The 25,481-nt window shown below is 60.5% G+C and carries 23 protein-coding genes and 1 pseudogene; 5 read left to right on the forward strand and 19 right to left on the reverse strand.

Annotated features, from left to right (window positions below; genetic code table 11):
- Positions 1 to 10: 10 nt before the first annotated feature.
- Complete coding sequence (locus tag ACZZ0K_RS21525; protein ID WP_056787818.1) at positions 11 to 907, reverse strand: LysR family transcriptional regulator; 897 nt, start codon at positions 905 to 907, stop codon at positions 11 to 13.
- A 107-nt stretch (positions 908 to 1,014) separates the two neighbouring features.
- Here ACZZ0K_RS21525 and ACZZ0K_RS21530 point away from each other — a divergent pair, with 107 nt between their 5' ends.
- The 4 genes from ACZZ0K_RS21530 to ACZZ0K_RS21545 all read left to right on the forward strand — a co-directional run bounded on the left by ACZZ0K_RS21530 (position 1,015) and on the right by ACZZ0K_RS21545 (position 4,477).
- A complete protein-coding gene (locus ACZZ0K_RS21530) occupies positions 1,015 to 1,347 on the forward strand; it encodes a DMT family transporter (protein ID WP_016771980.1) in 333 nt (110 codons plus the stop codon).
- Positions 1,348 to 1,491: 144 nt separating this feature from the next.
- Positions 1,492 to 2,667 carry an NAD(P)/FAD-dependent oxidoreductase gene (locus ACZZ0K_RS21535; protein WP_252868689.1) on the forward strand — a complete coding sequence of 392 codons (1,176 nt, stop codon included), beginning with the start codon at positions 1,492 to 1,494 and terminating at the stop codon, positions 2,665 to 2,667.
- Positions 2,664 to 3,476, forward strand: a complete 813-nt coding sequence (locus ACZZ0K_RS21540) for an aldo/keto reductase (protein WP_258707508.1) — start codon at positions 2,664 to 2,666, stop codon at positions 3,474 to 3,476. Before ACZZ0K_RS21535 ends, ACZZ0K_RS21540 begins: the two co-directional genes overlap by 4 nt.
- Before the next feature lie 32 nt (positions 3,477 to 3,508).
- Positions 3,509 to 4,477: a hypothetical protein gene (locus tag ACZZ0K_RS21545; RefSeq protein ID WP_056787497.1), complete on the forward strand. Its 969-nt coding sequence runs from the start codon at positions 3,509 to 3,511 to the stop codon at positions 4,475 to 4,477.
- An 83-nt stretch (positions 4,478 to 4,560) separates the two neighbouring features.
- On the opposite strand, the gene hldE is transcribed toward ACZZ0K_RS21545, so the two are convergent.
- The 3 genes from hldE to ACZZ0K_RS21560 form a co-directional block, all read right to left on the reverse strand.
- Positions 4,561 to 5,982, reverse strand: coding sequence for a bifunctional D-glycero-beta-D-manno-heptose-7-phosphate kinase/D-glycero-beta-D-manno-heptose 1-phosphate adenylyltransferase HldE (gene hldE / locus ACZZ0K_RS21550; RefSeq protein WP_041477636.1), 1,422 nt, complete (start codon positions 5,980 to 5,982; stop codon positions 4,561 to 4,563).
- 99 nt (positions 5,983 to 6,081) lie between these two features.
- On the reverse strand, positions 6,082 to 7,887 hold the full coding sequence (gene msbA / locus ACZZ0K_RS21555; RefSeq protein ID WP_150741681.1) for a lipid A export permease/ATP-binding protein MsbA: 1,806 nt from the start codon (positions 7,885 to 7,887) through the stop codon (positions 6,082 to 6,084).
- A gap of 15 nt (positions 7,888 to 7,902) precedes the next feature.
- Entirely contained in the window at positions 7,903 to 9,075 is a 1,173-nt protein-coding gene (locus tag ACZZ0K_RS21560) for an O-antigen ligase family protein (protein WP_150741802.1), read from the reverse strand.
- 111 nt (positions 9,076 to 9,186) lie between these two features.
- Here ACZZ0K_RS21560 and ACZZ0K_RS21565 point away from each other — a divergent pair.
- Positions 9,187 to 9,791, forward strand: a pseudogene (locus tag ACZZ0K_RS21565) (lipopolysaccharide kinase InaA family protein).
- Here the strand turns inward: ACZZ0K_RS21565 and ACZZ0K_RS21570 are convergent.
- The 15 genes from ACZZ0K_RS21570 to waaC all read right to left on the reverse strand — a co-directional run bounded on the left by ACZZ0K_RS21570 (position 9,786) and on the right by waaC (position 25,481).
- The gene (locus tag ACZZ0K_RS21570; RefSeq protein ID WP_150741682.1) at positions 9,786 to 10,880 is read right to left on the reverse strand and encodes a glycosyltransferase; all 1,095 of its coding nucleotides are present in this window, start codon (positions 10,878 to 10,880) and stop codon (positions 9,786 to 9,788) included. The pseudogene ACZZ0K_RS21565 and the gene ACZZ0K_RS21570 sit on opposite strands and share 6 nt — an antisense overlap.
- A gap of 54 nt (positions 10,881 to 10,934) precedes the next feature.
- Complete coding sequence (locus tag ACZZ0K_RS21575) at positions 10,935 to 11,696, reverse strand: hypothetical protein (protein ID WP_056787489.1); 762 nt, start codon at positions 11,694 to 11,696, stop codon at positions 10,935 to 10,937.
- A gap of 54 nt (positions 11,697 to 11,750) precedes the next feature.
- The gene (locus ACZZ0K_RS21580) at positions 11,751 to 12,707 is read right to left on the reverse strand and encodes a glycosyltransferase (protein ID WP_258707507.1); all 957 of its coding nucleotides are present in this window, start codon (positions 12,705 to 12,707) and stop codon (positions 11,751 to 11,753) included.
- 81 nt (positions 12,708 to 12,788) lie between these two features.
- Complete coding sequence (locus ACZZ0K_RS21585; RefSeq protein WP_258708185.1) at positions 12,789 to 14,189, reverse strand: PIG-L deacetylase family protein; 1,401 nt, start codon at positions 14,187 to 14,189, stop codon at positions 12,789 to 12,791.
- An 8-nt stretch (positions 14,190 to 14,197) separates the two neighbouring features.
- Positions 14,198 to 15,094: an antimicrobial resistance protein Mig-14 gene (locus ACZZ0K_RS21590; protein ID WP_252879313.1), complete on the reverse strand. Its 897-nt coding sequence runs from the start codon at positions 15,092 to 15,094 to the stop codon at positions 14,198 to 14,200.
- A complete protein-coding gene (locus ACZZ0K_RS21595; RefSeq protein ID WP_258707506.1) occupies positions 15,094 to 16,224 on the reverse strand; it encodes a glycosyltransferase in 1,131 nt (376 codons plus the stop codon). Before ACZZ0K_RS21595 ends, ACZZ0K_RS21590 begins: the two co-directional genes overlap by 1 nt.
- Entirely contained in the window at positions 16,208 to 17,965 is a 1,758-nt protein-coding gene (locus ACZZ0K_RS21600; RefSeq protein ID WP_056787479.1) for a carbamoyltransferase family protein, read from the reverse strand. The genes ACZZ0K_RS21595 and ACZZ0K_RS21600 overlap by 17 nt, the downstream gene beginning before the upstream one ends.
- Before the next feature lie 225 nt (positions 17,966 to 18,190).
- Positions 18,191 to 19,090, reverse strand: a complete 900-nt coding sequence (locus tag ACZZ0K_RS21605) for a DUF3800 domain-containing protein (RefSeq protein WP_252879312.1) — start codon at positions 19,088 to 19,090, stop codon at positions 18,191 to 18,193.
- A complete protein-coding gene (locus ACZZ0K_RS21610; protein ID WP_370593503.1) occupies positions 19,050 to 19,379 on the reverse strand; it encodes a YceK/YidQ family lipoprotein in 330 nt (109 codons plus the stop codon). The genes ACZZ0K_RS21605 and ACZZ0K_RS21610 overlap by 41 nt, the downstream gene beginning before the upstream one ends.
- A gap of 180 nt (positions 19,380 to 19,559) precedes the next feature.
- On the reverse strand, positions 19,560 to 21,011 hold the full coding sequence (locus ACZZ0K_RS21615; RefSeq protein ID WP_258707505.1) for a lipopolysaccharide kinase InaA family protein: 1,452 nt from the start codon (positions 21,009 to 21,011) through the stop codon (positions 19,560 to 19,562).
- Positions 21,011 to 21,763 carry a lipopolysaccharide kinase InaA family protein gene (locus ACZZ0K_RS21620; RefSeq protein WP_056787474.1) on the reverse strand — a complete coding sequence of 251 codons (753 nt, stop codon included), beginning with the start codon at positions 21,761 to 21,763 and terminating at the stop codon, positions 21,011 to 21,013. The genes ACZZ0K_RS21615 and ACZZ0K_RS21620 overlap by 1 nt, the downstream gene beginning before the upstream one ends.
- Complete coding sequence (locus ACZZ0K_RS21625) at positions 21,756 to 22,493, reverse strand: lipopolysaccharide kinase InaA family protein (RefSeq protein ID WP_463559325.1); 738 nt, start codon at positions 22,491 to 22,493, stop codon at positions 21,756 to 21,758. The genes ACZZ0K_RS21620 and ACZZ0K_RS21625 overlap by 8 nt, the downstream gene beginning before the upstream one ends.
- The gene (gene rfaP / locus ACZZ0K_RS21630) at positions 22,493 to 23,299 is read right to left on the reverse strand and encodes a lipopolysaccharide core heptose(I) kinase RfaP (RefSeq protein WP_056787471.1); all 807 of its coding nucleotides are present in this window, start codon (positions 23,297 to 23,299) and stop codon (positions 22,493 to 22,495) included. The genes ACZZ0K_RS21625 and rfaP overlap by 1 nt, the downstream gene beginning before the upstream one ends.
- Entirely contained in the window at positions 23,299 to 24,420 is a 1,122-nt protein-coding gene (locus tag ACZZ0K_RS21635; RefSeq protein WP_041477621.1) for a glycosyltransferase family 4 protein, read from the reverse strand. Before ACZZ0K_RS21635 ends, rfaP begins: the two co-directional genes overlap by 1 nt.
- On the reverse strand, positions 24,420 to 25,481 hold the full coding sequence (waaC, locus tag ACZZ0K_RS21640) for a lipopolysaccharide heptosyltransferase I (protein ID WP_258707503.1): 1,062 nt from the start codon (positions 25,479 to 25,481) through the stop codon (positions 24,420 to 24,422). Before waaC ends, ACZZ0K_RS21635 begins: the two co-directional genes overlap by 1 nt.

Here is a 25,481-nt window from a genome sequence, read left to right on the forward strand (position 1 = left end):
GCGGCGGAGTTTATCGGCTTTTGTCGCCGATCGCCCGCAAGTGCACGGCAAAACGTTCCGCCAGCCAGCGCGCGGCCGGGCCGAGCGGTTCGTCGCGGCGCCAGACCAGTTCCACCACCAGCGCTGGCGGCGTCCATTCGCTGTCGAGCTCAATCATCTGGCCTTGATACGCCGAGTACTGCACAACGTGGCGCGGCAACCAGGCCCAGCCGAGATCGCGCACCAACCATTCGGACATTACGTAAAAACTGTCGGCGCGCCATACCTGTGGGCTGGCCGGCTCGTTGCCGGGATAGACGCTGGTCTGCGTCGACATCAGCAATTGCCGGTGCTGCGCCAGTTGCTGGCAGGTCACATAGGAATGCTGCGCCAGCGGATGATTGACGCCACAGACCGTGACCATTTCCACTCGACCCAGTACGCGGCGCTCAAGGGCTTCGGGGATTTCATCGTGATAGAACAGCAGGCCGAGGTCGGCGCGACGTTCGACCAGTTTGCGCGCGACTTCGCCTTGGGCGGCGCTGGTCAGTTGCACTTCCAGGCTGGGAAACTGCTCGGCCAGTTCGCCGAAACTTTCCACCAGCGCCTGATAGGGCATCGCCTCGTCCTGGGCCACGCGCAACTGCGCCTCCTGGCCGCGCAGCATGGCCATGGCGCGGCCGTTGAGGCGCTCGCACTGGCGCAATACTTCGCGGGCTTCTTCCAGCAACGCCTCGCCCGCCTCGGTGAGACGGGGCTGACGGCCACTGCTGCGCTCGAACAGGCTCACGCGCAAATCCTCTTCGAGCATCGCAACAGCGCTGCTGATCGCCGACTGCGCCTTGCGTTGTCGACGCGCCACGGCGGAGAACGAACGCTGTTCTGCAACGTCGACAAATACCCGCAGCTGCTCGAGATTCCATTGCATACGATTTTTCAACCTATCTACTGAACAGATAGGTAATGACTTTACCCCATCTGAGCAATCCCTAGAATGTCACTCCAGCAAGCAATGATTTATTTGAGGATCAAACCATGAACGCCTACGTCTATCTGGCCATCGCCATCTGCGCCGAAGTGATCGCCACCGTTTCGATGAAAGCGGTCAAGGGCTTCAGCACACCGCTGCCGCTGATTCTGGTGATTGTCGGCTACGGGATTGCATTCTGGATGCTGACGCTGGTGGTACGCACCGTACCGGTGGGCGTTGCCTACGCCGTCTGGGCGGGGATGGGCATTGTCATGGTCAGCGTCGCGGCGCTGTTCATCTACGGGCAGAAACTCGACGTACCGGCGATGCTGGGGATGGCGTTGATCGTGCTAGGGGTCGTCGTGATTCAGCTGTTTTCGAAAACCGCGGGGCATTGAAGAAAAAGATCGCAGCCTTCGGCAGCTCCTACAGGTAACGCATTCCAAGGTAGGAGCTGCCGAAGGCTGCGATCTTTTTTCACATCGGAGGCCGATGTCTGAGTCTGTATACTGCGCCCTCGTCTTGAGCACTGAGGTCGTTGCATGCCATCCGTTATTTCCACCGACGTTCTGATTGTCGGCGCTGGTGTCGCCGGCCTCTGGCTGAATGCGCGCCTGCGCGGTCAGGGTTTTTCGACCGTGCTGGTGGAAAGCGCCAGCCTCGGTGGCGGGCAGAGCGTGAAGTCACAGGGCATCATCCACGGCGGCGCCAAGTACGCGCTGCACGGCGCGCTGACCGGGGCCTCGGAAGCCATCGCCGACATGCCGCGCCGCTGGCGCGAGGCGCTGGCCGGCAATGGTGAGCTGGATCTGTCCGGCGTGCGCCTGCTGTCCGAAGCCCATTACCTGTGGTCGCCAGGCACTTTGGCCGGCAACCTCACCAGTTTCTTCGCCAGCAAAGCCGTGCGTGGCCGGGTCGATCAGGTCAAGGGCGATGAACTGCCGCTGGCCCTGCAAGACAAGCGTTTCAAGGGCAAGGTCTATCGCCTCGCCGAACTGGTAGTGGATGTCCCGAGCCTGATCCAGCGCCTGGCCGAGCTGGCCGGTGACGGTCTGCTCGCCGGGCAGGTCATCGAACCGTTGCTGGAAGCCGGCGTGCTGGTCGGCCTGAAAGTCGATGGCCGTGAGATCCGCGCTCAGCGCATCGTCCTCAGCGCCGGCGCCGGCACGGCCGAACTGCTTGAAGCCCTGGGCCTGAGCCGTCCGGCCATGCAGCGCCGCCCCCTGCACATGATCCTCGCCAAAGGCCCCGGCTTGAAACCGTTGTACGCGCACTGCCTGGGCGGCGGGACCAAGCCGCGCATCACCGTGACCACGCACCCGGCCGCTGACGGCCAGTGGGTCTGGTACATGGGCGGCGACATCGCCGAAAGCGAAGGCGTGGCTCGCGAGCCGGCCGAACAGATCGCCACCGCGCAAAAGGAAATCGGCCAATTGCTGCCGTGGATCGACCTCAGCACTACGCAATGGGCCACCCTGCGCGTCGACCGCGCGGAGCCGCTGCAAACCGGCCTGACCCGCCCGGACAACGCATTCCTCGCCGAGGAAGGTCGCTTGCTCGTCGGCTGGCCGACCAAACTGGCACTGGCGCCAGACTTCGCCGACCGCGTTATCGCTTCGTTGCAACGCGACGGCATCCAGCCGCAGGCGACTGATCCGCTGCCGCCGCTGCCGAAACCACCGCTCGGTGTACCCGCGTGGGAGCAACTGCTGCCATGAGCATCGCCACTCTGCACGAACTTCATCGCCCACTGGGTAGCACCGGCCTGACGGTTTCGCCGCTGGGCCTGGGCACGGTCAAACTCGGCCGCGATCAAGGGGTGAAATACCCCAACGGCTTTCAGATTCCCGGTGATGACGAGGCGCGCATGCTGCTGCGCCAGGCGCGCGATCTGGGCATCAACCTGATCGACACCGCACCGGCCTATGGTCGCAGCGAAGAACGCCTCGGCCCGCTGCTGCGCGGCCAGCGTCAGGACTGGGTGATCGTCAGCAAGGTCGGCGAGGAGTTTGCCGATGGCCTGTCGCGCCACGACTTCAGCGCCGCGCACACGCGAATGTCGGTCGAGCGCAGCCTGCAACGTCTGGAAACGGATTTTATCGATCTGGTCCTCGTGCACTCGGACGGCAACGACATGGACATCCTTGAGCACGAAGAGGTCTACGCCACCCTCGCGGCGCTGAAGGCCGAGGGCAAGATTCGCGGCTTCGGGTTTTCCGGCAAAACCGTCGAAGGCGGCTTGAAAGCGCTGGAGCAAGGCGACTGCGCGATGGTCACCTACAATCTGAACGAACAAAACGAAAAGGCGGTCATTGACTATGCTGCTGCCCACGGCAAAGCCATTCTGGTGAAAAAAGCCCTGGCCAGCGGTCATGTCTGTCTGAGTCCGGGAGTCGATCCGGTGCGCGCCAGCTTCGAGTTGCTGTTCACTCAGCCAGGTGTCGCCAGTGCTATTGTCGGCACGATCAATCCGCTGCACCTCGCCCATAACGTAGCGACCGTTGCCCAGGTCCTGCGTAGTCACTGACGCCGCCCCGCGGCCTTAAGCCAGGAGCCGATATGCCGCGCACGCTCATCCGCAAGAACCCGAGCAACTTCAAAACACTGCCGCTGTTCGTCGAAGCCACGCCCGAAGGCCTGAGCTATCAGAGCGTCGGCATGCCGCTGAACTTCGCCCAGACCCTGCAACGGCGCAAACCGGTCAGTGTTGCCGACAGCGAGCGCTTTGCCCTGGAACTGGCCAACCTCGGCGTGTCCGTGCGCCTGACCCTGCACTGGCAGAATCGCGATTACTGGGTGCTGGTGCGCCAGCGTCGGCAGGATCGCGGCGACGTTGTGCTGAAACTGATTTCCGGCTATGTGCCTGCTCATGAGCTGAACATTCCGCTGCACACGGCGATTCAGGAGATTGCCGAAGAGTGCCTGCTGGAAACCCCGGAAGGCTGGCTCGGCGGGCGCTTCAACGAGACTTGGTTGCCGGCGCCCTACTCCGCTGCGCTGCATTACCGTGAGGCGTTGCCGTTTCGCCTGACGCCGTTGTCCGGTTCGGCGCGTCCGGTGCGCTGCGCCAACCTGCAATTGCTGGAGCGACCAAGGGCGTACGTGCATCTGCCGACGGCGTCCCTGCAATTGATCTATGACTTGCGCCTGGACGTGCCCAAGGAGGCGAAGTCCTTGAGCCTGTTTCATGTCGACGAGCGTCTGGAAGGCGATCAACTGGTGGCGCGGCTCGATCGCAAACGGCCAGACCTGTACTTGATGCCATTGCACGACGGTCAGCCGCTGCCTGAGTTGTACACCCTGAAAAAGGATCAACTGTATCCGGCGAGTACGCGCGGTCTGTATCTGGCCGAAAGCTTCGCGCGACAGGATGGCTGGTTGGTGCGCGATGAGCGGATTCGCTGGAAAGACTGGTTGCGCCAACAGGGCCTGACGCCAGCGGAGAAAGCCACTGGACTGGCACGCCTGCGCGGCAAGGCCAGGCAGCTGCTGAAGAAAATCGTACCGCGCAAGAAAGTGAATTCCTGAAAGCAAAAAATCGCAGCCTTCGACGGCTCCTGCATTGGAATGTATTCCCCTGTAGGAGCTGCCGCAGGCTGCGATCTTTGATCTTATTGGCCGCGGATCTTTTCCACGATCGCTGTCGTCGAGCTGTTTTCCACCAGACCCAAAACTTTCACGGTACCGCCGTAAGCGGTAACGATATCCGCGCCGACCACCTGATCGATACCGTAATCGCCGCCCTTGACCAGCACGTCCGGCTTGACCTCGCGCAGCAGGTTTTCCGGTGTGCCTTCAGAGAAACTGATCACCCAGTCCACCGCGCCGAGACCGGCGAGTACCGCCATGCGGCGATCCACGCTGTTGATCGGCCGGCCCGGGCCTTTCAGGCGGCTGACCGAGGCGTCATCGTTGACCGCCACGATCAGACGGTCGCCCTGAGCGCGGGCCTGTTCCAGATAGGTCACGTGGCCGGCATGCAGGATATCGAAGCAGCCATTGGTGAAGACAATCCGCTCGTTGTGCGCACGGGCATCGTCAACCGCCAGCAGCAGTTGCTCAAGACCCAGCACGCCTCGCTCCGAACCTTCTTCGCGCTGAATGGCGCGGCGCAGTTCCGGGGCGCTGATCGCTGCGGTACCCAACTTGCCGACGACGATGCCTGCTGCCAGATTGGCCAGCGCCACGGCGTGCGGCAGTTCTTCGCCTGCGGCAATGGCCGCGGCCAGGGTCGAAATCACCGTATCGCCGGCACCGGTCACGTCGAACACTTCGCGGGCGCGGGCCGGCAGATGCAACGCCGGATGATCCGGACGCAGCAAGGTCATGCCGTGTTCACCACGGGTCACCAGCAGCGCGCCGAGGTCGAGCTCCTGCATCAGGACGGCGCCCTTGCTCACCAGTTCGTGCTCATCGGCGCAACCACCGACGATGGTTTCGAACTCGCTGAGATTCGGTGTGATCAGGCTGGCACCGCGGTAGATCGAAAAGTCCTTGCCCTTGGGATCAGCCAATACCGGAATACCCTTGGCACGAGCGGCCTGGATCAGGGCCTGGTGATTTTTCAGTGCACCTTTACCGTAATCCGACAACACCAGCACCTTGATGCCTTCAAGCAACCCGTCAACCTGCGCGGCCAGTGCCAGAGCATCGGTGGCGAACACTTCTTCGAAATCGATACGCAGCAACTGCTGGTGCCGGCTCATGACCCGCAGCTTGACGATGGTCGGCTGGTGCGCGATGCGCTGAAACAAGGCGCGCACGCCCGCGCCCTTGAGACTGTTGCTCAGGCTGTCGGCGGCTTCGTCATCGCCGGTCACGCCCACCAGCGATGCCGGTGCACCCAGCGCGGCAATGTTCAGCGCCACGTTGGCGGCACCGCCCGGGCGATCTTCGATCTGCTCGACCTTGACCACCGGCACCGGTGCCTCAGGGGAAATCCGTGAGGTTCCGCCATGCCAGTAACGGTCGAGCATGACATCGCCGACCACCAAGACAGGGGCTTGATCGAATCGCGGCATCGACAATTTCATGGAGCAACCCACATACAAAATGAACAGGGGCGCGATATTAACAGGATCGCGCGCGCCGGGAATACACGAGGGTGAGGCTGGCCCACCCTCATCTGCAGATCAGGCAATGTCTACAGCCGGGGCATCCAGCCCCATCGCATGCAGACGCGCGTAGTAGCCATTATGAGCAAGCAGTTGGGCATGAGTGCCGCGTTCGACGATCTCGCCCTGATCCATGACAAGGATCAGATCGGCCTTCTCGATGGTCGACAAACGGTGGGCAATGACCAGCGTGGTGCGGCCTTTCATGACATGGTCGAGTGCCGCCTGAATGTGCCGCTCGGACTCGGTATCAAGGGCCGACGTCGCTTCGTCGAGGATCAGCAGCGGGGCGTTTTTCAGCAAGGCCCGGGCAATCGCCAGGCGCTGACGCTGTCCGCCAGACAACAGCACACCGTTCTCGCCGACCTGGGTATCCAGGCCTTGAGGCATCTGCGCGATGAAGTCCATGGCAAATGCATCCCTGGCGGCTTTCTCGATATCTTCGCGAGGCGCGCCTGCCAGATCGCCGTAAGCGATGTTGTTGGCGATGGTGTCGTTGAACAGCGTCACGTGCTGGGTCACTTGCGCTACATGGCGGCGCAGATTGCGCAGACGATAGTCCTCGATTTCGACATCATCGAGCAGGATTTCGCCGGTCTCGTGGTGATAGAAGCGCGGAATGAGACTGGCCAGCGTCGATTTGCCGCTGCCGGAACGCCCGACCAGGGCGATCATCTGACCTGGCGATGCGGTGAAGCTGATGTTTTTCAGCACTTCCCGTTCAGTGCCCGGGTAAGTGAAGCTGAGGTTGTTCACCGCCAGATGGCCACTGACCCGATCACGCTCGATCGTACCGGTGTCGATTTCCGGCTCGACATCGAGCTGCTCGAAAATGCTTTCGGCGCCGGCCACACCTTTCTGGATGGTCGAGCTGACTTCAGACAATTGCCGGATCGGTTTGGGCAGCAAACCGGCAGCCGTGATGTACGCGACCAGATCACCGGCCGTTGCATCACCGCGCAGGAACAACACCAGGAACATCAACACCGCCATGGCGGTGTAGATCACCAGCTGCAGCATCGGCGTATACACCGCGCCAGTCTTGGTCATGCGCAACTGTTTGTCGGTGTTGCTCTGGCTGGCCGCCGCAAAACGCTGCTGCTCATAAGCTTCGCCACCAAAACTGCGCACGACGCGATAGCCTTGAATGGTTTCGGAAGCCACATGGGTGACGTCGCCCATGGCCACTTGAATCTTCTTGCTCTGCTTGCGGAATTTCTTGCTGGTGTTGCCGACCATGAACGCGATCACCGGCAGAATGGCCAGCATCACCAGAGTCAGTTTCCAGTTCATCCACAGCAGATAGGCGAACAGGAAAACCACGGTCAGGCCTTCGCGGATCACCACTTTGATGGCATCCGTGGCGGCGCCGGTGACCATGGTCACGTTGAAAGTGATGCGCGAGATCAGATGACCCGAGTTATGGGTATCGAAATAGCGGTTGGGCAGTACCAACAGCTTGTTGAACAGTTCGATACGCAGGTCATGCACCAGCCCCAACGAAACCCTCGCCAGGTAATAGTTGCCGAGAAACGAGCCGAGGCCTTGCCACGCTGCGATCAGGATGATCAGCAACGGCACAGCCATCAGCAATTGCACGTCTCGCAGATAGGGAACGTTGGGGAAGAGCACCGCTTCCGGGTTGCTCAGGCCATCGACAAAATACTTGAGAATCCCGGCCAGCATCGGTTGCGTGGAAGCAAAGATCACGAAGCCCACGATACTCAGCAGGAAAAGACCGATATAGGGTTTTACATACCCCAACAGCCGAAAGTAGATTTTCAGGCTGGATTCCTGTTCCGCTTTGGGCGGTGCGTCAGTCATCGTAGAGCTCACTGGTTAAGAAGAACGCGAAATTTTATCACAAGCGCCGCCATTGGCCCGCGCCCATACCAAAACGCTGGCAAGCCCCAACGGCAGCCAGCTGATGAACCACTCGGCACGCGGGGTGCCGGTCAGGCTGGCAGCGTCGAATTGCATCGCCAGTGTCGAGAACAGCCAGATACCGATAACCCCGCGGGCATACAGCGTTTCCCGAACTTTCCATGCCTGGAAAATAATGGCGAACCAGACGGCAGACCATAACAGCAGTCCCGGCAGACCCAGCACGATCGCGACATGCGTGAACAGATTGTGGGCGTGATCGAAAGTCATGCCCGACCAGAAAACCCGGTAGTCCCCACCCAGGCCCAACCCACCCCAGGGATGTTGGGCAATCATATCCAGAGAGGCCATCAGAATCTGCGGACGATACGAGACCCCGCGCGCCAGAACCAGCGGTTCGAAAAACCACAGCGCCAGCATCGCCACCACCAGAGCTACGGCCGCGACGATGCGACTGTGCCGGTCACGGCACCACATCGGCATGGCCAGGATGGTCAGGAACAATGCCAATCCTGCACCACGACTCTGACTCATCAGCACAAATGTGCCCAGCACCACCAGCGCCAACGCATAGATCACTTGCCATATCACACCGCGGGGCGCCCACAAGGCCAACCACACAGCCGCCACGCCGATCACATAACCGCCGAGGATCGGATGGGCCAGTTCACCCAGCCCTTCCACCCGGGCAGACCAGACGTTACCTTCGATGATGTAAAACCTGACGATGGCCACCAGCGCAGTCACTGCCAGCCCCAGCCCGCCCCACTGCATGATGCGGATCAATCGCTCGGGACGGCCATTGGCAAACACCGGAAAAAACAGCAGGAACACCACGATATACAACAGGCGCTTGGCTTCGCGGCCGGGCTCAGGTGCGTTTGTCCATGCCAGACTGATCAGCGACCAGATCAGCAGACCCAGCATTGCCAGGTAGATCCAGCGTTGCTCGTAGAGCACTTCTCTGACGCGATGGCGCGCCGGCCAGCACAGCAAAAGCGCAGGCAGCCAGACAAACGCGACCAACCCTTGCTGATAAACCTTGTTGGTAGGCGCCACAGCAATGGCCAGTAAAAACCACAAGAGCCCCGTCGCCATCCATAGTTGCGCCCAGCGTGTTTCCTGCATCAATCTGCTCCTGACAAGGGTTCGCCCATCCGATGTGGCATGGTTAAAATCGAAACTTTTCGGCATCATTGCCTGCTACAACACCCCGCACTTTCGACAAGGCTGCCTACGATGCGATGCTCCCGGCTTTCACAAGCCGCTCTAGACCAAATGATCGACGCTGCCAAAGTTCTGGAAGCGGACAGCTATGGGCCGAAAGTCTACCTGCTGCAGGATGGGAAAATTCTCAAACTGTTTCGTCGCAAAAGGTTTTTTCATCCGCCTTGTTTCGCCCCTACTCGAAGCGATTCATCGACAATGCCGTCGAGCTGCACAAACTCGGCGTGCCGACCTTGCAGATCCTCCAGTTCTTTCGCCTTGAGAAACCAGGCATGACCGCCGTGCTGTATGAGCCTCTGCCAGGGCAAACGCTGCGCCAGATCGCCGCAAAACAAGGTTTCAACTGGACTCAGGCATTGCCGGATCTGGCCGAGCTGATACGCAGCCTGCACCGTTCGGGCATCTACTTCCGCTCCCTGCATCTTGGCAACATCGTCGTCACACCAGACAACCGCATGGGCCTGATCGATGTCGCCGACATGCGCTTCACCCGCGGACCGTTGCCAAAGCGCTTGATCAAACGCAACCTGCAACATTTCGCACGCTATATTGCGCGCGAGAAGCTGAACGACAGCTTTCCGATGCAGGCACTGGAGCGCGCGGTCTTGTCGTCATGAAAACAATGCGCGGGCAGCCTGGCTGAAGCTCGACCAGGCCTCGTCCGGAGCGAGCATCCGGTACTGCTCGGCATTGATCGCTTGAGATGAGGCACTGAAGGCGCGGTCGATGGCCTCGGACCAGGCTTTCGTGTCATTGACCGGCGCATACCAGCCGGCACTGCCCAGCTGTTCGCTGAACACCTCCAGATCGCTGCACAGCACCGGTACGCCGGCCATCACCGCTTCCTGCATGACCAGACCCAGACCCTCCTCCAGCGAAGGGATGGCCACCCAGTCAAACGCACGATAAAGCTGCGCTGCTTCGCTCACATGCCCGGTCAGCAAGACCTTCTCGTGCAAGCCAAGCGCGTCGATGCGCTGTTCCAGCGCCGCGCGTTTGGAGCCTTCGCCAATAATGACCAGGCGCAAGTCCGGGCGGGTGTCGAGTGCTGCGGCAAAGGCATCCAGCAGATAGCCGAAACCCTTCTCGGAGACCAGCCGCCCTACCGCGCCCAATACCGGCGTATCGCCTTGCGGCAATCCCAATCGTGCCCGGGCTTGCTCACGGGTGAACAGGTCAGCGCGAAACGCCACCGGATCGAACGCACTTCGCAGCGCGGTGACAGGCAGTTGCAGATCGCGGGCCAGTGAATCGGCAAGGGTGCTGGAGACGGCAACCAATGTCAGTCGGGACGCAGGGATTGCCTGAAAGAGTGCCTGGTCGCCGGCATTCAAACGCGCCGAACCGTGGAAGATCACCACCGCGCGAATATGCGGCAGTTTCTTTAGGACCGGTAACAACGTGCGTGCGACACCCATGCCGTCCAGCAGCAGCAATCGAGCGTCACTGTCCACGAGCGCCTGGCGAAACCTCGCCCGCATCACGGGTTTGGCCAAACGCCAGAAATGCCGACCCTTCAGGCGGGCTGACGATAACTGCCACTCACGCACCTCACCGACATCCACGCCGCACTCGGCTCCCTGCCCCTGGAGCAGCCAGGTCTTGACCACCGCCGACGGTGCCGCCTGAGAGAGTATTTGCTGATGCACTTTATGGATTGATGCGAACGGAGCGCCACCGGCCCACATGATATTGAGAATATTCATCGAGCAGAAAGCCGTTGCACGGATTTGCGGGGACAAGCTGCGGCGTACTCGAACTCAGTTGATGAACCAGCCAATGCAGACTCCCAGCAACAGAAACAAGGCAAATTTAATCTGCTCGCGGCGATTGCGGCGCGCTTTGCGTTCACGCTCGACATCCGTTTGCACATGCAGACCAAAACCGGTGTGCATGACCGCGTCTGCCTCGAGTATCAAGGCCTCCCTGTTCAGTTGCGAGTAGCGCTGTGACAAGGCCTTCTCGCCACCGTGTCCGGCGAAAGGCGCACACAACCGATAATCCTCGAGTCGGCGCAACCCCGGGTTCAGCGAGAACCCCTGCCACTCCGGCTTGTCGGAAATCAGCGGATAACACGCGACGCCATCAACAATCTCGCGCGCGCCCAAATGGATGTATGGGCTGTGAACACGCAGATCGTGATTATAGCTGCGCAACCAGATCTGCAGAATTTCCGGCCGCGCTTGCAGAATGGTCATCGAGTCTTCGACGAACCCCGGACGATAGAACTCCCAGTCATCTTCGCAATGAAAAATGTAGGGGGTGCTGACGTGTCCGTAGGCCAGGTCGATCGATGCCAACTGGCCCAGCTTCGGACGATTGACGAAGACCGTGCAATGCTCTTTCCAGTGAGCAGGCAGAATCCCGGCAACGCCTTCGTCGCCGGCATCTTCGGTGATGAACACTTCACGAATGGGTGCCGTGTTGTACCGGTCGAAGCTATCGAGAGTGGCCTTGAGCAGATCGAGTCGACCGCAGCTGGTAACCACCAATGTAATCTGGCTTTCTTTGGAAAATTGCACCGATATCTCGTTAATCAGAAGTCGCCAGCAATATCACTGGCTATATGACACTTGTCAAATGCCCACTTTCAGGCGGATTTTTTCCAGCAGGCTCAGCGGCGCCCGATCACGCAACGGCGGCTCAAGTTCTTCAACGATGCGCTGACCGATCCGCGCGAAGCTGAACTGCTCCACCGCCAGTTCGCGACCGTTGTCAGCGATGCGTTGCGCCAGTTGCGGATCCTCGCGCAGCCTGGCCAGCTTTTCCTGCAACTGCGCGATCGTCTGATAGAACACCACGTTGTGCATGTCCTGCAAACCCAGCGCCGCAGCTTCGGCGGCGCCTTGATCATAGGCCAGCAGGACGCAGCCGCAAGCCATGGCTTCGAAGTTCTTGATCATGAACTCGCCCATGCCCACGTCCGCGCTGACAAAAAAGCGGATACGGTTGAGCGTTTCCAGGTATTCAGCCCCGGACTTGGTCCGCGTCACCAGCAGCGGCTCGACCTGGCCCAGTTCATCCAGCAGTGCCTTGCGGCCACTGTAGGCCACACTGTTGGTACTGCCGACGAAGGCGAGTTCGATATCCCGCTCGCGCCCCTGGTCCTGCAATTGCGTCTGATCGTAGCCCTTGGGCACGAACACGGCGTCGAAGCCCTCCGAGCGCAGGCGCTCGGCCACCACGAAACCGGAACTGATCACCCGTGCCCACGGCAAACGCCGATAGTGCGCACTGAACTTGCCGGTGTACTTGCAGGGGATGTAATTCTGATAGGCATCGTGCTCCAGAATCACCAGATTGGGGATAGTGCGGATAAACCCGACCTGCCGGATCTCCTGCTTGAAGCGCAGGAAAAACACGATGCGGTCATAGCGGGCAACATCGACTTCGCGGCGGAAATATCGCCGCAGATTGCGCTGCTCGTCACCGCTCAACCAGCGCAGATCGCACTCACAATGGGCGGCGACACCCTCGTACAAACGATCGAGAATGGCCCGTTGATCTTTCTGCACCAGAAATAGAACTTTCATTGTCTTCCTTGCCGCAACAGCAACCCGAGCAAACCTGAACATGCCCGCCTGCAAGATAGTCTTGCGCGGGCTCCTGTGTCGTTACAAACGCCAGAACAGTTCGTGTCGCCGAACCGCCTTGCGGAAAAATTCGTTCTCGCCATAAGACGAACCGGACCGCCCTGCCAGCAATCGCTGCAGGCTTCGACGCAAGCGACGCTTGAACGGCGCGGGCGGCTGCAGGTCATGCATCATGCCCAGGGCCATTGCCTTGTCACGCTGCTGTTGCAGAGACAATGCCAGGCAAACCGGCTGCACCGGCACGCCAGCATCAAAGGCTGGCGGCAGCGCCACGCCATCGCCACTATTGCCCATCGGCCACCGGTCGTTATCGTGCAGATGGTTGGCATAACCGAGCAGCGTCGGCTGCCAGTCCAGCCCCCCCAACACTTCAAGTACAGCCTGCTGCGCACAGATGTGGTCGGGGTGCGGGTCCAGCGTCGGATGCGGCAGCACGATAACGTCCGGACGCGCACGCAGCATTGTTTCGCGCAGATCAGCCAGCAGATTGTTCCAGGTCGGCGCGCCATCGGCGTCACTTGGCAGAACAAACCGATTGAATTGACGGAACAGACGGGTATCGCTCAAATCCGCTTCGCGCGAGCCCACCGGTTGCTCCGGCTTGTCCCGCATCGCGGCCAGTTGCAGGCAGAAATAGCCCAACTGCACGCAGCGTTCCTGGGGGACACCAGCCCATTGCGGCACGGTGAGGCTGTCCCAGGCGCGCAAGCGTCCCTTCAGCCGCGCGGCGTCGACCTTGCTCATGCCCATCTGCTGATAATGTTCGGCCTCGATTTCGCCAGCGGTCAGGGTAACGATCCAGGCTTCATCGGCCTGACTGTACAACCCGAACGCCGCCAGCTCCGCATCGTCGGCGTGAGGGGCAATGACCATGACCCGCTGGCGACGATAATCAGCGTGTTCCAGCGCCCACAGTACCGGCTCGCCCGACACTCGACAGAAACGGCCGCGCAGACGCAATACTCCTTCGGACAACGCTTGCGCCTGACCGCTGAGGTTCAGGTAGCGCAGGCCGCCGACACCGCGTTCAAAGGTTTGCACGTCAGGATTGGCGCCGCCCGACAACTCGACCCGAGGATCGAAGAAACGTCCCAGCCAAGTGCCTTTGACCCGCACCGCCAGGATCAGCGTGGCATCGTCGGCCAGCATCACACCTTCATCCAGACGCAACTGCTCGCCGTTCAGATGCACCTTAGGCTGCGGCGTATACGCCGGGAAGCTGTATTGGTAATCGTCGCCGGGCGCGTAGAAAAGATGATCGGCAAACCACGCCTCATGGGCGATCCAGCCGCCAATCAGCAACACCGGGGCCAGCCACCAGGCAACCAGTACGCTCAGCGCGATGATGGCGGCCAGCGCGACCAACACAGCCACGCGCTTGTTGCGTCGATGGCGTCTGAGCAATTGCTGTTTGCGGCTCATGGTCTGACTCATACGGTGAACACCGGCACAGGGTTGCACCAGCGGTCCTTGTATTCACGGTCAGCGCGACCGAACGAAAAACGCAACGGCTTGCCGAGTGCCCGTGCGTGTTCCCAGGCGCTTTGCGTATTGAGAAAACTCAGCACGCTGCCGGGGCTGAACTCGCGGGTTTCGGGATCCACACCGCCATTCACGTATTCGACACTGATCCATTCTGCCGCCTCAACGCGGTAGACCAATTGAATCGCAATCGGCGCATCGTTGAGGAAAATGACCGAGCCGATCAGCAACTCGCGCAGCAACTCGATGACCTCGGCCATGCGCGCCGCGCCGGTCGCCGGAAAGCCCCAACGGCGCTGAAACAGATCGCAGTACATCGCGGCCAGCTCAACGCTGGAAAACTCGCTGACCGCTCGCACCACACCGCCCGCTTCTTCCAGCAGACGCAGCTCTCGACGCTGGTTGTAGCGGAACTTTTTCGACAATTCTTCCGGCGTGCGGGCCATGGCCAGTTGTTCAGCCTGCAACTTCAGACCACTGAAACGGCCTTCGTTGAGTGCCGACAGATAGCGCGCCCGATGCCGCAGCGGTGCCTGGGCATCGACGGCGGCTGGCAGGATCAGCTCGGCATTGCCGAGGTCGAACAGGCCTTTCTTGCCGTTGCGTTTGAGCACGTCCTTGGACAGAGCCAGGTCGCGCCCCCAGGTAGCAATAGCGGCTTTAACCTCGCCCTGCTGCTGCCAGGCCAGATAACGCACCGGGATCCCGGCCAGGTCCGCCAGGCGCTCGATGACCAGCGGATGTGTCGCGACACTGCCGCCATAACGTTGCCAGGCAGTGGCGTAGGTCGAGGCGTCAACGGGCGACCAGCCACGTTCGCGCCAGCCTTGAAATCGGTTGAGCATCAGCCCCTCGTTGCCAGATCGGTAACTGGCGGCAGGCGCCAGAAGGTCTCGCGCACCGCACGGTCGGAGAAACGCTCATGCAGTCGCTCGAGCATCATCTGCGCACATTGACGACGCTGCTGCGCATCCATCGCGGCCAGATGTTGCAGCCCCTGAGCCAGATGCTCGGCATCGCCCAATGGAAACAGAATGCCCACACCCTCCACCACTTCCTTCGCCCCGCCGCACGCGGTGGCCAGCAACGGTAAGCCGGCGGCCATGGCCTCCAGCAAGACCATGCCGAACGGTTCATGATCGGAGCTCAAGGCGAACACATCGAAGGCGCGGAAATAATTGCGCGCATCGGGCACCTGACCGAGAAACAGCACTCGGTCGGCAATGCCCAGCTCACGGGCCAGCGCCTTGAGATCCTGCTCCAGGCGACCGCTGCCGAGAATGACCAACTGACTGTGGTCCGGCAGGCCTGGCAGCGCCTGGGCAAACCCGCGCAGCAACGTGGCCTGATCCTTGTCCGGGTGCAGGCGGCCGACGTTACCGACAATCCAGGCATCCGGCGACAGCCCGAGGATCTGCCGCGCTTCTTCGGAAGGTACCTGACGGGCTTGCAGTGCAGGCACATCGATGCGGTTGTACAACGTCTGGATTCGGCTTGCCGGCCATTTCGGCAGGCAGCGCCGCATGTCGTCACGCACTGCATCCGACACGCCGAGAAGGCTCAGGCGCTGGCGGAAAATATGCGCGAACAACTTGCGCGTCCCACGCTGGTAATCGCCGAACGCGTGGTGCACACCAATGACCGGCAGCGATGTGCCGAGCAAGGCGATATAGATCGGCTTGAAGCGATGGGCGATGCAAAGACTGAAATTGCGTGAGGCGACGATCTTGCGCAGATCGCCGATAGCCCCCAGTTTCAGGCCACGAATGGCCTTGGAGCTGTACTCCATGAACAACACTTCATCGGAAGCACACGCTGCGGCCACCTCGCTATCGGCGGCCCCGGTCAGAAACACCGTGGTCACCCGATAGCCGGTGCCGGCAAACAGGCTGGCGTACTGCCGCGCGCAGTCCAGGAACGGCCCGTCATAGCCGTGACAGAACTGCAGCACATGGCGTTCAGCCGAGCGAGTCATAAGCGTTGGCGCCCTCTTTGACCACCAGAATGTCTTCCATGATCAGGTACTGCAGATCCGAGCCGAAAAACATGTTCAGCGCGTCGGTCGGCGAGCAGATCATCGGTTCGCCACGACGGTTGAGCGAAGTGTTCAGCGACACGCCGTTACCGGTGAGGTTTTCCAGCGCCTTCATCATGTCGTAGTAGCGCGGGTTGTATTCGCGCTTGAGCACTTGGGCACGGGAAGTACCGTCCTCATGGACGACTTCCGGCACGCGGGTTTTCCATTCTTCGGCGACTTCGAAGGTGAAGGTCATGAACGGCGCCGGGTGATCGATCTTGATCATCTGTGGAGCGACTGTGTCGAGCATCGACGGGCAGAAAGGCCTCCAGCGCTCGCGGAACTTGATCTGATGGTTGATGCGGTCGGCGACACCGGCCACGCTCGGGCAACCGATGATCGAACGACCACCCAACGCACGCGGACCGAACTCCATACGGCCCTGAAACCAGGCGACCGGGTTGCCGTCGACCATGATTTGGGCGATCTGCTCCGGCATGTTGTCGAGCTTGCGCCAGGTCGGCTTGTTCTCGTGCCGGGCACACGCGGCAATCACGTCCTCGTTGCTGTACGACGGGCCGAGATAGACGTGTTCCATCTTCTCGACCGGTACGCCACGGGCGTGCGACACGTAAGCGGCAGCGCCGACTGCGGTGCCGGCATCGCCCGACGCAGGCTGTACGAACAGCTCTTTGATGTCGTCGCGAGCGATGATTTTCTGGTTAAGCTTGACGTTCAACGCACAGCCACCAGCGAAAGCCAGTTTGCCGGTTTCCTTGAGCACGTCGCCCAAGTAGTAGTCGATCATCTGCAACGCGAGCTTCTCGAACAGCGCTTGCATGCTCGCGGCGTAGTGGATGTACGGCTCGTCGGCGATGTCGCCTTCGCGCTTCGGACCCAGCCACTCGATCAGCTTCGGCGAGAAGTAGAAACCCTTGCCCTTCTCTTTATAGCGACGCAGGCCGATCACGTTGGCGTAGTCGGTGTTGATCACCAGCTCGCCATTTTCGAACGAGGCCAGACGTGAGAAATCGTACTTGCTGGCATCGCCGTATGGCGCCATGCCCATGACCTTGAACTCGCCGTCGAGCATCTCGAAACCGAGGAATTCGGTGATCGCACCGTACAGACCACCGAGGGAATCCGGGTCGAAGAATTCCTTGATCTTGTGGATCTTGCCGTTTTCGCCGTAACCGAAGAAGGTCGTGGCGTATTCGCCTTTACCGTCGATGCCGAGGATCGCGGTTTTCTCTTTGAAACCGGAGCAGTGATAAGCACTGGAGGCGTGAGCCAGGTGATGCTCGACCGGCTCGATCTTGATTTTCTTCGGATCGAAGCCCAGTTGCTCGAGGCACCAGACGATCTTGTTGCGGTAGCGCTTGTAGCGACGGTTACCCATCAGGATCGCATCGAGAGCACGATCCGGGGCGTACCAGTAGCGCTTGGCGTAGTGCCAGCGGGCCTTGCCGAACAGGCTGATCGGGGCGAAAGGAATCGCCACCACGTCAACGTCGGACGGTTTGATGCCGGCCTGCTCGAGGCAGAATTTCGCCGATTCGTAGGGCATGCGGTTCTTTGCATGTTTATCGCGTACGAAGCGCTCTTCCTCAGCCGCCGCGACCAGCTTGCCGTCGATGTACAAGGCTGCGGAAGGATCATGGCTAAGGGCGCCGGACAGGCCAAGAATCGTCAATGCCACAGGGGTCTAGCCTCTTTAGTCTGCATGCAGGCGCGATGCGCCTTGAAAATTGATGTGCCCTCGCACAGGGCGAGCGGCAGCTAAAGGGCGGGATTATAGCGTAAAAGCGCCCGCAAGCCTCTAGCAGGAACAGGCAGTCGCCACGTTGACAGCCTTTGGACGTCGCAATAGACTCCAACTCAAATGGACTGGGGGATCCCGGTCGGCGCTAATGCCTCGGTGAGATCACCGGGGCTTTTCGCTTTTTGGAGGCGGGAAAATCTTCAAGCCCCAATTTTCGAAACCTTCTCCAGCGTTTATGCGCCCACCGCTGCAATAAAACTTGCGTTTGAGCACCTCGAAAGCGCGATTTTCCTGACCCGCTCTCAAAACACTCATACCAATGGGTCTCGCAACAAGATCAGCCAGCTGTAAGCCGGTGGAATTGACCTGCTTTGTGGCGAAGACTATTTCGAACGGCAGTTGCACGCCCATTCGATTGGCACCACCGCACATTCTGCGAAATTCCAGCTCCAACTCGTTATCTTCCCGCTTTCCTCGGCGTTCAAAAATCACATGCGTTGATGCGCGGTGCTGACCCTTCTCAGATAAAAAATCGTACAGAGTTTCAAGACAGAAGCCGAGCGCCAGATGATACGGATTCTCTAGAGAACCCTGCCTCTCGCAGAGTGGAGCCTTATCGATAACACAGCTGATCAAAACAAAATTGCTGGCCTCAATGATGCCGGTCAATTCGGCAAGAAACGCATGCTTATGCGCCTTTGAGGTAAACAAATTAGAGAAAGCGCCTTTTTCTTTCCTAATCTCAAGCTCATGCAGCCCGATCAGATCATGTCCCATGTGATTGAACTTGAACTTCTGAACCGCTGGGATGACCTTTTCGCAATAGTGGCGCTTATGAAACACACAAAAGGCGAGTACGAAAATCGGATAGTAAGGGTCCAACCGCTGCATTCCGTGATCACCGCTTTCATCAACATAAATGACGAAATCACTGTATCTCGCGTCGGCGTGCTGAGGCTTTACGCCTTCAAGAACCTCGCGCACCTCGCCCCGATTTTCAAAACGAGAAAACTGCACAACGTCACCCGCGATTCGGGCGCCAATAGATACTGAGATTGCCATCCTCGATTTGCCGGTAAATCGTATAGGGCAAGGAAACGGTATCGAACACGGCGGACAGAGGAAGATCGAGCAACACAAAGGGCGCCAGCATGCCCGTAGGATCAGGCGGCGCATTCAGAGTGCAAAAATCGAAGGCCAGGCCACTGTAGATGCGCGGAATCGACTGGCAGTAGGTCTTCTTTTTGCGCAGGTCACGGGCAGCATCGGCGTCGCCCTGCAAAACGGTCGAGACACTGCCACAGCCTGAGAGAACTGCAGACATTACGCCCAGCGTCAGAATTTTTTTCATGCTCAAGATTCGCCCTCCGAGATCGTCAGGCAAATTAGCATCGAGCCCGAGCAGGGCACAGTTCATGGCTTCTGGAGAAGTTGTAGGACAGATCGCTGTATTTTGTCCGCTACTGCCCACAGACTCCGTTTCGCAGTGGACCAGGTCCATTGCAAGAACGAGCCTGCTAGTGAGAAGAAATCACCCTGCGCTGGAGACTTCTTTCGGCAACCGCTGATCAATGACCTGGTACAACGCGCTGCTTTCAGGCCAGTTGCGCATGAACCGCGCGCGATCGCGGGCGTAAGCCGGGGCGAAGCTGGCGACCGATGCGTGCTGACGCATCGAGTCAAGATCGATCAGCGCCCAGCGATCCGTCTGCCAGAATAGGTTGTGGCCTTTGAAGTCGCCATGACTGATGCGCTCGGCGATCAATCGGGCAAACAATTGATCAAGCGCCAGCAACTCGGCTTCCGGTGCCTGGCCATTTTCCACGTACGGCGCAAAGCGCTCGATGATGTCCGGCCCGGGCAGGAACTCGGTGACCAGATAGGCACTGCGGCGCAGCCACAAAAAACGCTTTTCCAGTACCGCCAGCGGTTTCGGCGTGGCGATGCCCAGGAACGCCAGGCGATTGCCTTCACGCCACGAATGCCAGGCCCGGCTCGGGCGCCAGAAGCGCTTGAGCCAATGGGCGAAATTCTTGATGTTGTAGCGCTTGATAACCAGAGCTCGCCCGGCCACGTCGACTCTGCCGACGCTGGCCGCGCCGCCGGTCTTGTACAGATGCCCCTGATCAAGCAAGGCGTCGGCCTGCTCAAGCACCGGCAGCATGGCCGCTGCTTCTTCACGGCGAACGGCGCGCAGGGCAAATGCCCCGCGCTGCACGGCAAACAGCGTGCATTCACGGCCGACCTTGTTCAGGTAGTCCCTGAGCCGCCAACTGCGCACCTTGTCGATCTGTTTCTGCAGAGCCTCCAGCGGCAAAGCATGTTCGCTGTTGCTCAACAGATAATAGACCAGCAACTCTTCGGTGAACGGCTCGAGTGACTTCGGAAGCTGAGCGAAAAACACCCCGAGGTTTTCCAGCACTTTTTGTCGGGACAGTGGCTGCCCCGCCGCTTCCGCACGAACTCCGGCGCCATCGATCAGGTACAACTGACCGCCGTGACGCAGCAGATTGTCCAGGTGCAGATCCTCCTGCCAGAGTCCTTTGCCATGCATCCGACCGATAGCGTCAAGCGCTTCGGCCAGAACGGCGGTCTGCTCATCGGCCAGTGCCGGCAGAGACTCGACCTCGGCCCAGGCATCACCGAGGCTCTCGGCGCCCTCGAGGAATTCGAAGAGCAGCCAGCCACCCTCACCGTCTTTCAGTCCATCGGCCAACAGCAGCGGCGTGGTCAGGCCTTGCGCCGCGAGAAGGCGCACACCGTCCAGCTCACGCTGAAAATGCCGGGCGGCCTTGCTGCCTACCAGCAATTTGGCCAATACCGGCCGACCGCGCCAGACGCCGGCGCCAACATAGCGCTGCCCGGGCAACACCCGCAGCAGGCTCAGCAACTGCAAATCCGCAACACCGGCGGCGTCCGCCAAGGTCACGGTCAGCGGCAGTGAAGGTGCGCGCCCGGAGCGGGCCAGCTCGGACAATTGCATCAGCGGGTCTCCTTGTGGCTGCGCCGCGCTGTCAGTCGGCTCAGCCAGCTGTCGAGCAGCGAGCTGTCAGTAGGCTGATCGAGATAAGCCGCGAGCAACTGGCGTAAGTCTGCCTCGCTCCATTGCGGCGCTCGGCGTTGCAACGGTTCCAGATCCTTGACCCGATCACGCATGCCGAACAGTAGAGGCCGGGTTTTCTCCAGATCGATCAGCTGCGCCTCATAGCCGTCGCCGGTGGCGCGCAGGAAAATATGTTTGGGATAGAAACAGCCATGCACCTGACGCGCGCCGTGCAGCCGCCGCGCCAGCAGCCCGCAAGCCTTGAGAATCGCCGAATGCTGAGCGGCACTGAGCTGCGCCCAGCACGCCAGCAACGAATCCAGGTCGCTCCAGCCGTCCAGTGCACGGGTGAGCAGAATGGCGCGCACTTCCCCGGCGACCTTGCGCTCACCGAAAAACGCCGCCTGCAACGCCGGGATGCCCAACTTGCGGTAACGGCTGATGTTGCGAAATTCGCGGGCAAAGCTTGGCTCGCCAAACGGCGCCTGCAAAGTTCGGGTCAGATAATTGCTCTGGCGCTTGAGGTAATAGCCCTGGCCCTCAAGATCGAGACGGAACACGCTGCTCCAGCCGCCACCGGCAGTGTTGGGCTCATCCACAGCTTCAAGCTGTTTGGCCCACAGTGCATCGAAATTGCCGAGACCGTGGCGCTCCAGCAGTGCGCGGTCCTGTTCGGCAAGAAAATCAGTCATTCGCGCCCCTCAAAAATCTCACCACGTGGCGAATCCGCTTCTTGTCGGCGACATCGAGCCGATCACACTGGCGATACTGCTTGTAGAAGCGCAGGCGCTGGGTGTTGGACAGGTGATATTTGGCCAGTTTGTCGAGACAGGCGAGGTCCTTGGTGATCCGGTACTTGAGCCAGAAGCCGCGCCAGAATTCGCCGTTAGGGCAGTCGATGAGGAAGATGCGCGCCTGATCGTCGATCAGCAGGTTGCGCCATTTCAAATCGTTATGCGTAAACCGATGGTCGTGCATGGTCCGGGTGTAACCGGCCAATTGCTGGCTGACACCGTCGACCCAGGCGCGATCCTTGAGCCTGGGATCCTTGCGCTCGGCCAGTGCCGAAAGGTCTTCGGTATTGGGCAGTTCACGGGTGATCATCGCGCCCCGATCATAGGCCGCGCCCCGCCGCTCCAGCCCCCAGGCCACCACCTCGGCCGTGGGGATGCCCCACTTGGCGAAGCGCTTGAGGTTCTGCCATTCCATTTTTACGCGCGGCTTGCCGAGGTAACGGCGCAGGCCCTTACCGGCGCCGACGTAGCGTTTGACGTAATAATTGACGCCGTCGCGCTGCACCCGAACCACCTCCGACAGCGGATCGCGGGTCAGGCGTTCGCCCTGCAAGGCAAATACGGCTTCGAGGCTGCCGAAATCTTCGGCGAGTTCGCCGTACTGCGGCTCAAGTGTCCAACCCGCCATCAGAGCGCATCCCCGTAACGCTGTTTACGCTCGTAGAGCTTGTCGGCCTTGCCTTGCAGCCAGCTCAGCAATGGCGCTTCTTCCGCCAGAATCTGCCGCAGTGGTTGCTGGAAATAGCCTTTGAGAAAACGCAGTTTGTCGCGACGGGTCAGGCCGATGTCCAGCGCCGAGAAGTACAGCGCCGCCAGATCCTTGTTGCGCCAGCGCTGAGTGATCTTTGCGCGGGTCTGGGCTCGGTGCAGATCGATCACCGAGAGTTTGAAATCCTGCGGCGTGACCGGTTTGTCGGTGTGCAGCAGAAAATGGCAAATGTAGCAGTCACGGTGATTGACCCCGGCGCGGTGCATCATCCCCGTCATCCGCGCGACTTCGGCAATCAATGCGCGCTTGAGTGTTGGCTCCGGCGGCTGCTTGACCCAGTCAATGCTGAAGTCTTCGAGGCTGATGGTCGGCGCCAGCTCTTCGGTGACGATGAACGAATGCTGATCCGCCGGGTTGCTGCCTTTCTCGCCGTAGGCGACGGCAGTCATGGTCGGCACGCCGGCTTCCTGCAGACGCTGAATGGCTTTCCACTCCTGACCCGCGCCGAGCACCGGCAGCTTGGCGGTCAGCAGGTTCTTGAAGATCTCGCCCCAGCCGATGCCACGGTGGATTTTCACAAAAAACCCGTTGCCGTCGACTTCCGTGCGCAATGTCCGGCGCGCTTCCAGCTCGCGGTACACCTCGCCCTGCAAGCCTTCGACTTCGGCGAACGGGTCGCGTCCGGCCCAAAGGCTTTTGAACGGTTCAGCCAGCATCAACTTCATTAAGCGTGCTCCGCCAGAATCACATCCGCCGCGTGCTGCGGCATGCTGTAGAGGTCGGCCGTCTCGGCGAAGGCCAGACCGTTGCGGCTCCAGGCCGCCCGTGCAGCGTCGTCGCTCAACATCTCGGTCAGGTATCGGGTCAGCTGCGCCTGCTCGAACGGCTCGTCCAGCACTCGCCCGGCATCGGCTTCGGCGATGTAATGGGCGTAACCGCAGACCGCACTGACCAGTACAGGCAACCCGGCCACCAGCGCTTCAAGCAGCACGGTGCCGGTGTTTTCGTTGTAGGCCGGGTGAATCAACAGGTCGGCGCCGAGCAGGAAACGCGGGATATCGCTGCGGCCTTTGAGGAAGGTCACATTGTCGCCCAGGCCCAGCGTCGCACTCTGCATCTGGAACAATTTGGGGTCATCCTGGCCGATTACAAACAGCCGGGTGCGTTTTCTCAACTCGGCCGGCAGCGCGGCCAGTGCCTTGAGGCTGCGATCGACACCCTTGGTCTTGAAGCCGGAGCCGATCTGCACCAGCAGCAACTCGTCGTCCTTGAGATTGAATTCCGCGCGGAAACCGGCGCGAATCTCATCGGCATCCGCCGGCCGCCGACGATCCTGGGCAATGCCCGGCGGCAGCAGGTGGAAGCGCTCGAGCGGCGTGTCGTAATACTTGATGAACAGCGGCTGCTGCACTTCGGAAATCATCAGCACTTCGGTCTTCGCGTCCTTGGCGAACACCGCGCGCTCATACTCGGCGAAGTGGCGATAGCGGCCCCAACGGCGGTACAGCGAGTTGCGCAGGTTCTGCGCCTTGTCTTCGAAGCAGCCGTCGGCGGCATAGTAGACATCCAGGCCAGGCATTTTGTTGAAGCCGATCAAGCGATCGACCGGACGCTTGGCCAGATCCGCTGCCATCCACGCGCTGAGCTTTTCATTGCGACGATGGTTGAAGAATGCCTTGACCGGCGCCACCAGCACTTCGAAACCGGGCGGCACGTCGCCTTCCCAGATCAGCGTGTAGACGCGAATCTGATGGCCGCGCTTCTGGCATTCGAGAGCGATGCGCATGAAGTCGCGCTGCAAGCCACCGAACGGGAAATATTTGTACAGGACAAATGCCAATTGCATCAGCGCAGCTCCTCAGCCATTAACAACGTGCTCAGTCGGCTGGCGACACGCTCGGGGTTCACACGCGTGAAGCACAAAGGCTGCTCGCGTTTCAGGTCAAACTGACGAGCATCCTGCGCGGTCGGTTGATAGGGACATTTTTTCTGCATGCAGGGCGCGCACGGGAAGTCGCTGGCCAGATGAATCTGCAGCTTGCCGTAGGCGCCGGTGAGGCCCGGGTTGGTCGGGCCGAACAACGAAATCGTCGGTACATCCAGCGCAGCGGCCAGATGGCCGAGACCGGTGTCCACCGCCACGCAGGCTTGCGCGCCGGCTAGGACTTTGCCGACGCCGGCCAGATTGAGTTTCGGCAGCACTTCGGCGTGTTTGAAGCCGGCAGCGATGCGTTCGGCGCGGGCCTTTTCCTGTGGGTTGCCCCATGGCAGCCTGACGCCGACGCCGAGGTAGCCGACCCGCTCGGTCAGCTCGCGCCAGTAGAGTTCCGGCCAGTGCTTGGTGTCCCAAGTGGTGCCATGCAGGAACACCACGTAGGCATTCTTGCGCGGCAACTCGACCAGTCGCTCGACGTTGAGGCCGTAATCGCCTAGGCCTTTGGGCAGGTCGTAACCCAAGGCAATGGCGAACAACTGGCGCACGCGTTCGACGGCGTGCTGACCACGGGCGACGGCGAGCTTGCGATCGTAGAAGCGCGCAGCCATCGGCTCGCGGGCCGAGGTTTTATCGAGGCCGGCCACCGGGGCTTTGACGTAGCGGGTCAGCCAGGCACTTTTCAGCAGGCCTTGGGCATCGATCACCAGATCGTATTTATTGGCGCGCACGCTTTGCTTGAAGCGTTTCCACTCGCCGCTGGTGATGGTTTTCCAAAGATTCTTGCGCCAGCGGCGGATCGCCACCGGAATCACTTTATCGACCGCCGGGTGCCAGCTCGGAATCTCGGCGAAGCCCTCTTCCACCACCCAGTCGAACTTGATCCCCGGGATCGCGCGTGCAGCGTCGGTCAGCGCCGGCAACGCGTGAATCACGTCGCCCAGCGATGAGGTCTTGATCAACAATACCCGCAA

Source organism: Pseudomonas sp. AC255 (assembly GCF_979258175.1).

Bases quoted from the DNA above. Each gene is read 5' to 3' on its own strand.
- ACZZ0K_RS21525 (WP_056787818.1), bottom strand. From the start codon at position 907: ATGCAATGGAATCTCGAGCAGCTGCGGGTATTTGTCGACGTTGCAGAA.
- ACZZ0K_RS21530 (WP_016771980.1), top strand. From the start codon at position 1,015: ATGAACGCCTACGTCTATCTGGCCATCGCCATCTGCGCCGAAGTGATC.
- ACZZ0K_RS21535 (WP_252868689.1), top strand. From the start codon at position 1,492: ATGCCATCCGTTATTTCCACCGACGTTCTGATTGTCGGCGCTGGTGTC.
- ACZZ0K_RS21540 (WP_258707508.1), top strand. From the start codon at position 2,664: ATGAGCATCGCCACTCTGCACGAACTTCATCGCCCACTGGGTAGCACC.
- ACZZ0K_RS21545 (WP_056787497.1), top strand. From the start codon at position 3,509: ATGCCGCGCACGCTCATCCGCAAGAACCCGAGCAACTTCAAAACACTG.
- hldE (WP_041477636.1), bottom strand. From the start codon at position 5,982: ATGAAATTGTCGATGCCGCGATTCGATCAAGCCCCTGTCTTGGTGGTC.
- msbA (WP_150741681.1), bottom strand. From the start codon at position 7,887: ATGACTGACGCACCGCCCAAAGCGGAACAGGAATCCAGCCTGAAAATC.
- ACZZ0K_RS21560 (WP_150741802.1), bottom strand. From the start codon at position 9,075: ATGCAGGAAACACGCTGGGCGCAACTATGGATGGCGACGGGGCTCTTG.
- ACZZ0K_RS21570 (WP_150741682.1), bottom strand. From the start codon at position 10,880: ATGAATATTCTCAATATCATGTGGGCCGGTGGCGCTCCGTTCGCATCA.
- ACZZ0K_RS21580 (WP_258707507.1), bottom strand. From the start codon at position 12,707: ATGAAAGTTCTATTTCTGGTGCAGAAAGATCAACGGGCCATTCTCGAT.
- ACZZ0K_RS21585 (WP_258708185.1), bottom strand. From the start codon at position 14,189: ATGAGCCGCAAACAGCAATTGCTCAGACGCCATCGACGCAACAAGCGC.
- ACZZ0K_RS21590 (WP_252879313.1), bottom strand. From the start codon at position 15,094: ATGCTCAACCGATTTCAAGGCTGGCGCGAACGTGGCTGGTCGCCCGTT.
- ACZZ0K_RS21595 (WP_258707506.1), bottom strand. From the start codon at position 16,224: ATGACTCGCTCGGCTGAACGCCATGTGCTGCAGTTCTGTCACGGCTAT.
- ACZZ0K_RS21605 (WP_252879312.1), bottom strand. From the start codon at position 19,090: ATGGCAATCTCAGTATCTATTGGCGCCCGAATCGCGGGTGACGTTGTG.
- ACZZ0K_RS21610 (WP_370593503.1), bottom strand. From the start codon at position 19,379: ATGAAAAAAATTCTGACGCTGGGCGTAATGTCTGCAGTTCTCTCAGGC.
- ACZZ0K_RS21615 (WP_258707505.1), bottom strand. From the start codon at position 21,011: ATGCAATTGTCCGAGCTGGCCCGCTCCGGGCGCGCACCTTCACTGCCG.
- ACZZ0K_RS21620 (WP_056787474.1), bottom strand. From the start codon at position 21,763: ATGACTGATTTTCTTGCCGAACAGGACCGCGCACTGCTGGAGCGCCAC.
- ACZZ0K_RS21625 (WP_463559325.1), bottom strand. From the start codon at position 22,493: ATGGCGGGTTGGACACTTGAGCCGCAGTACGGCGAACTCGCCGAAGAT.
- rfaP (WP_056787471.1), bottom strand. From the start codon at position 23,299: ATGAAGTTGATGCTGGCTGAACCGTTCAAAAGCCTTTGGGCCGGACGC.
- ACZZ0K_RS21635 (WP_041477621.1), bottom strand. From the start codon at position 24,420: ATGCAATTGGCATTTGTCCTGTACAAATATTTCCCGTTCGGTGGCTTG.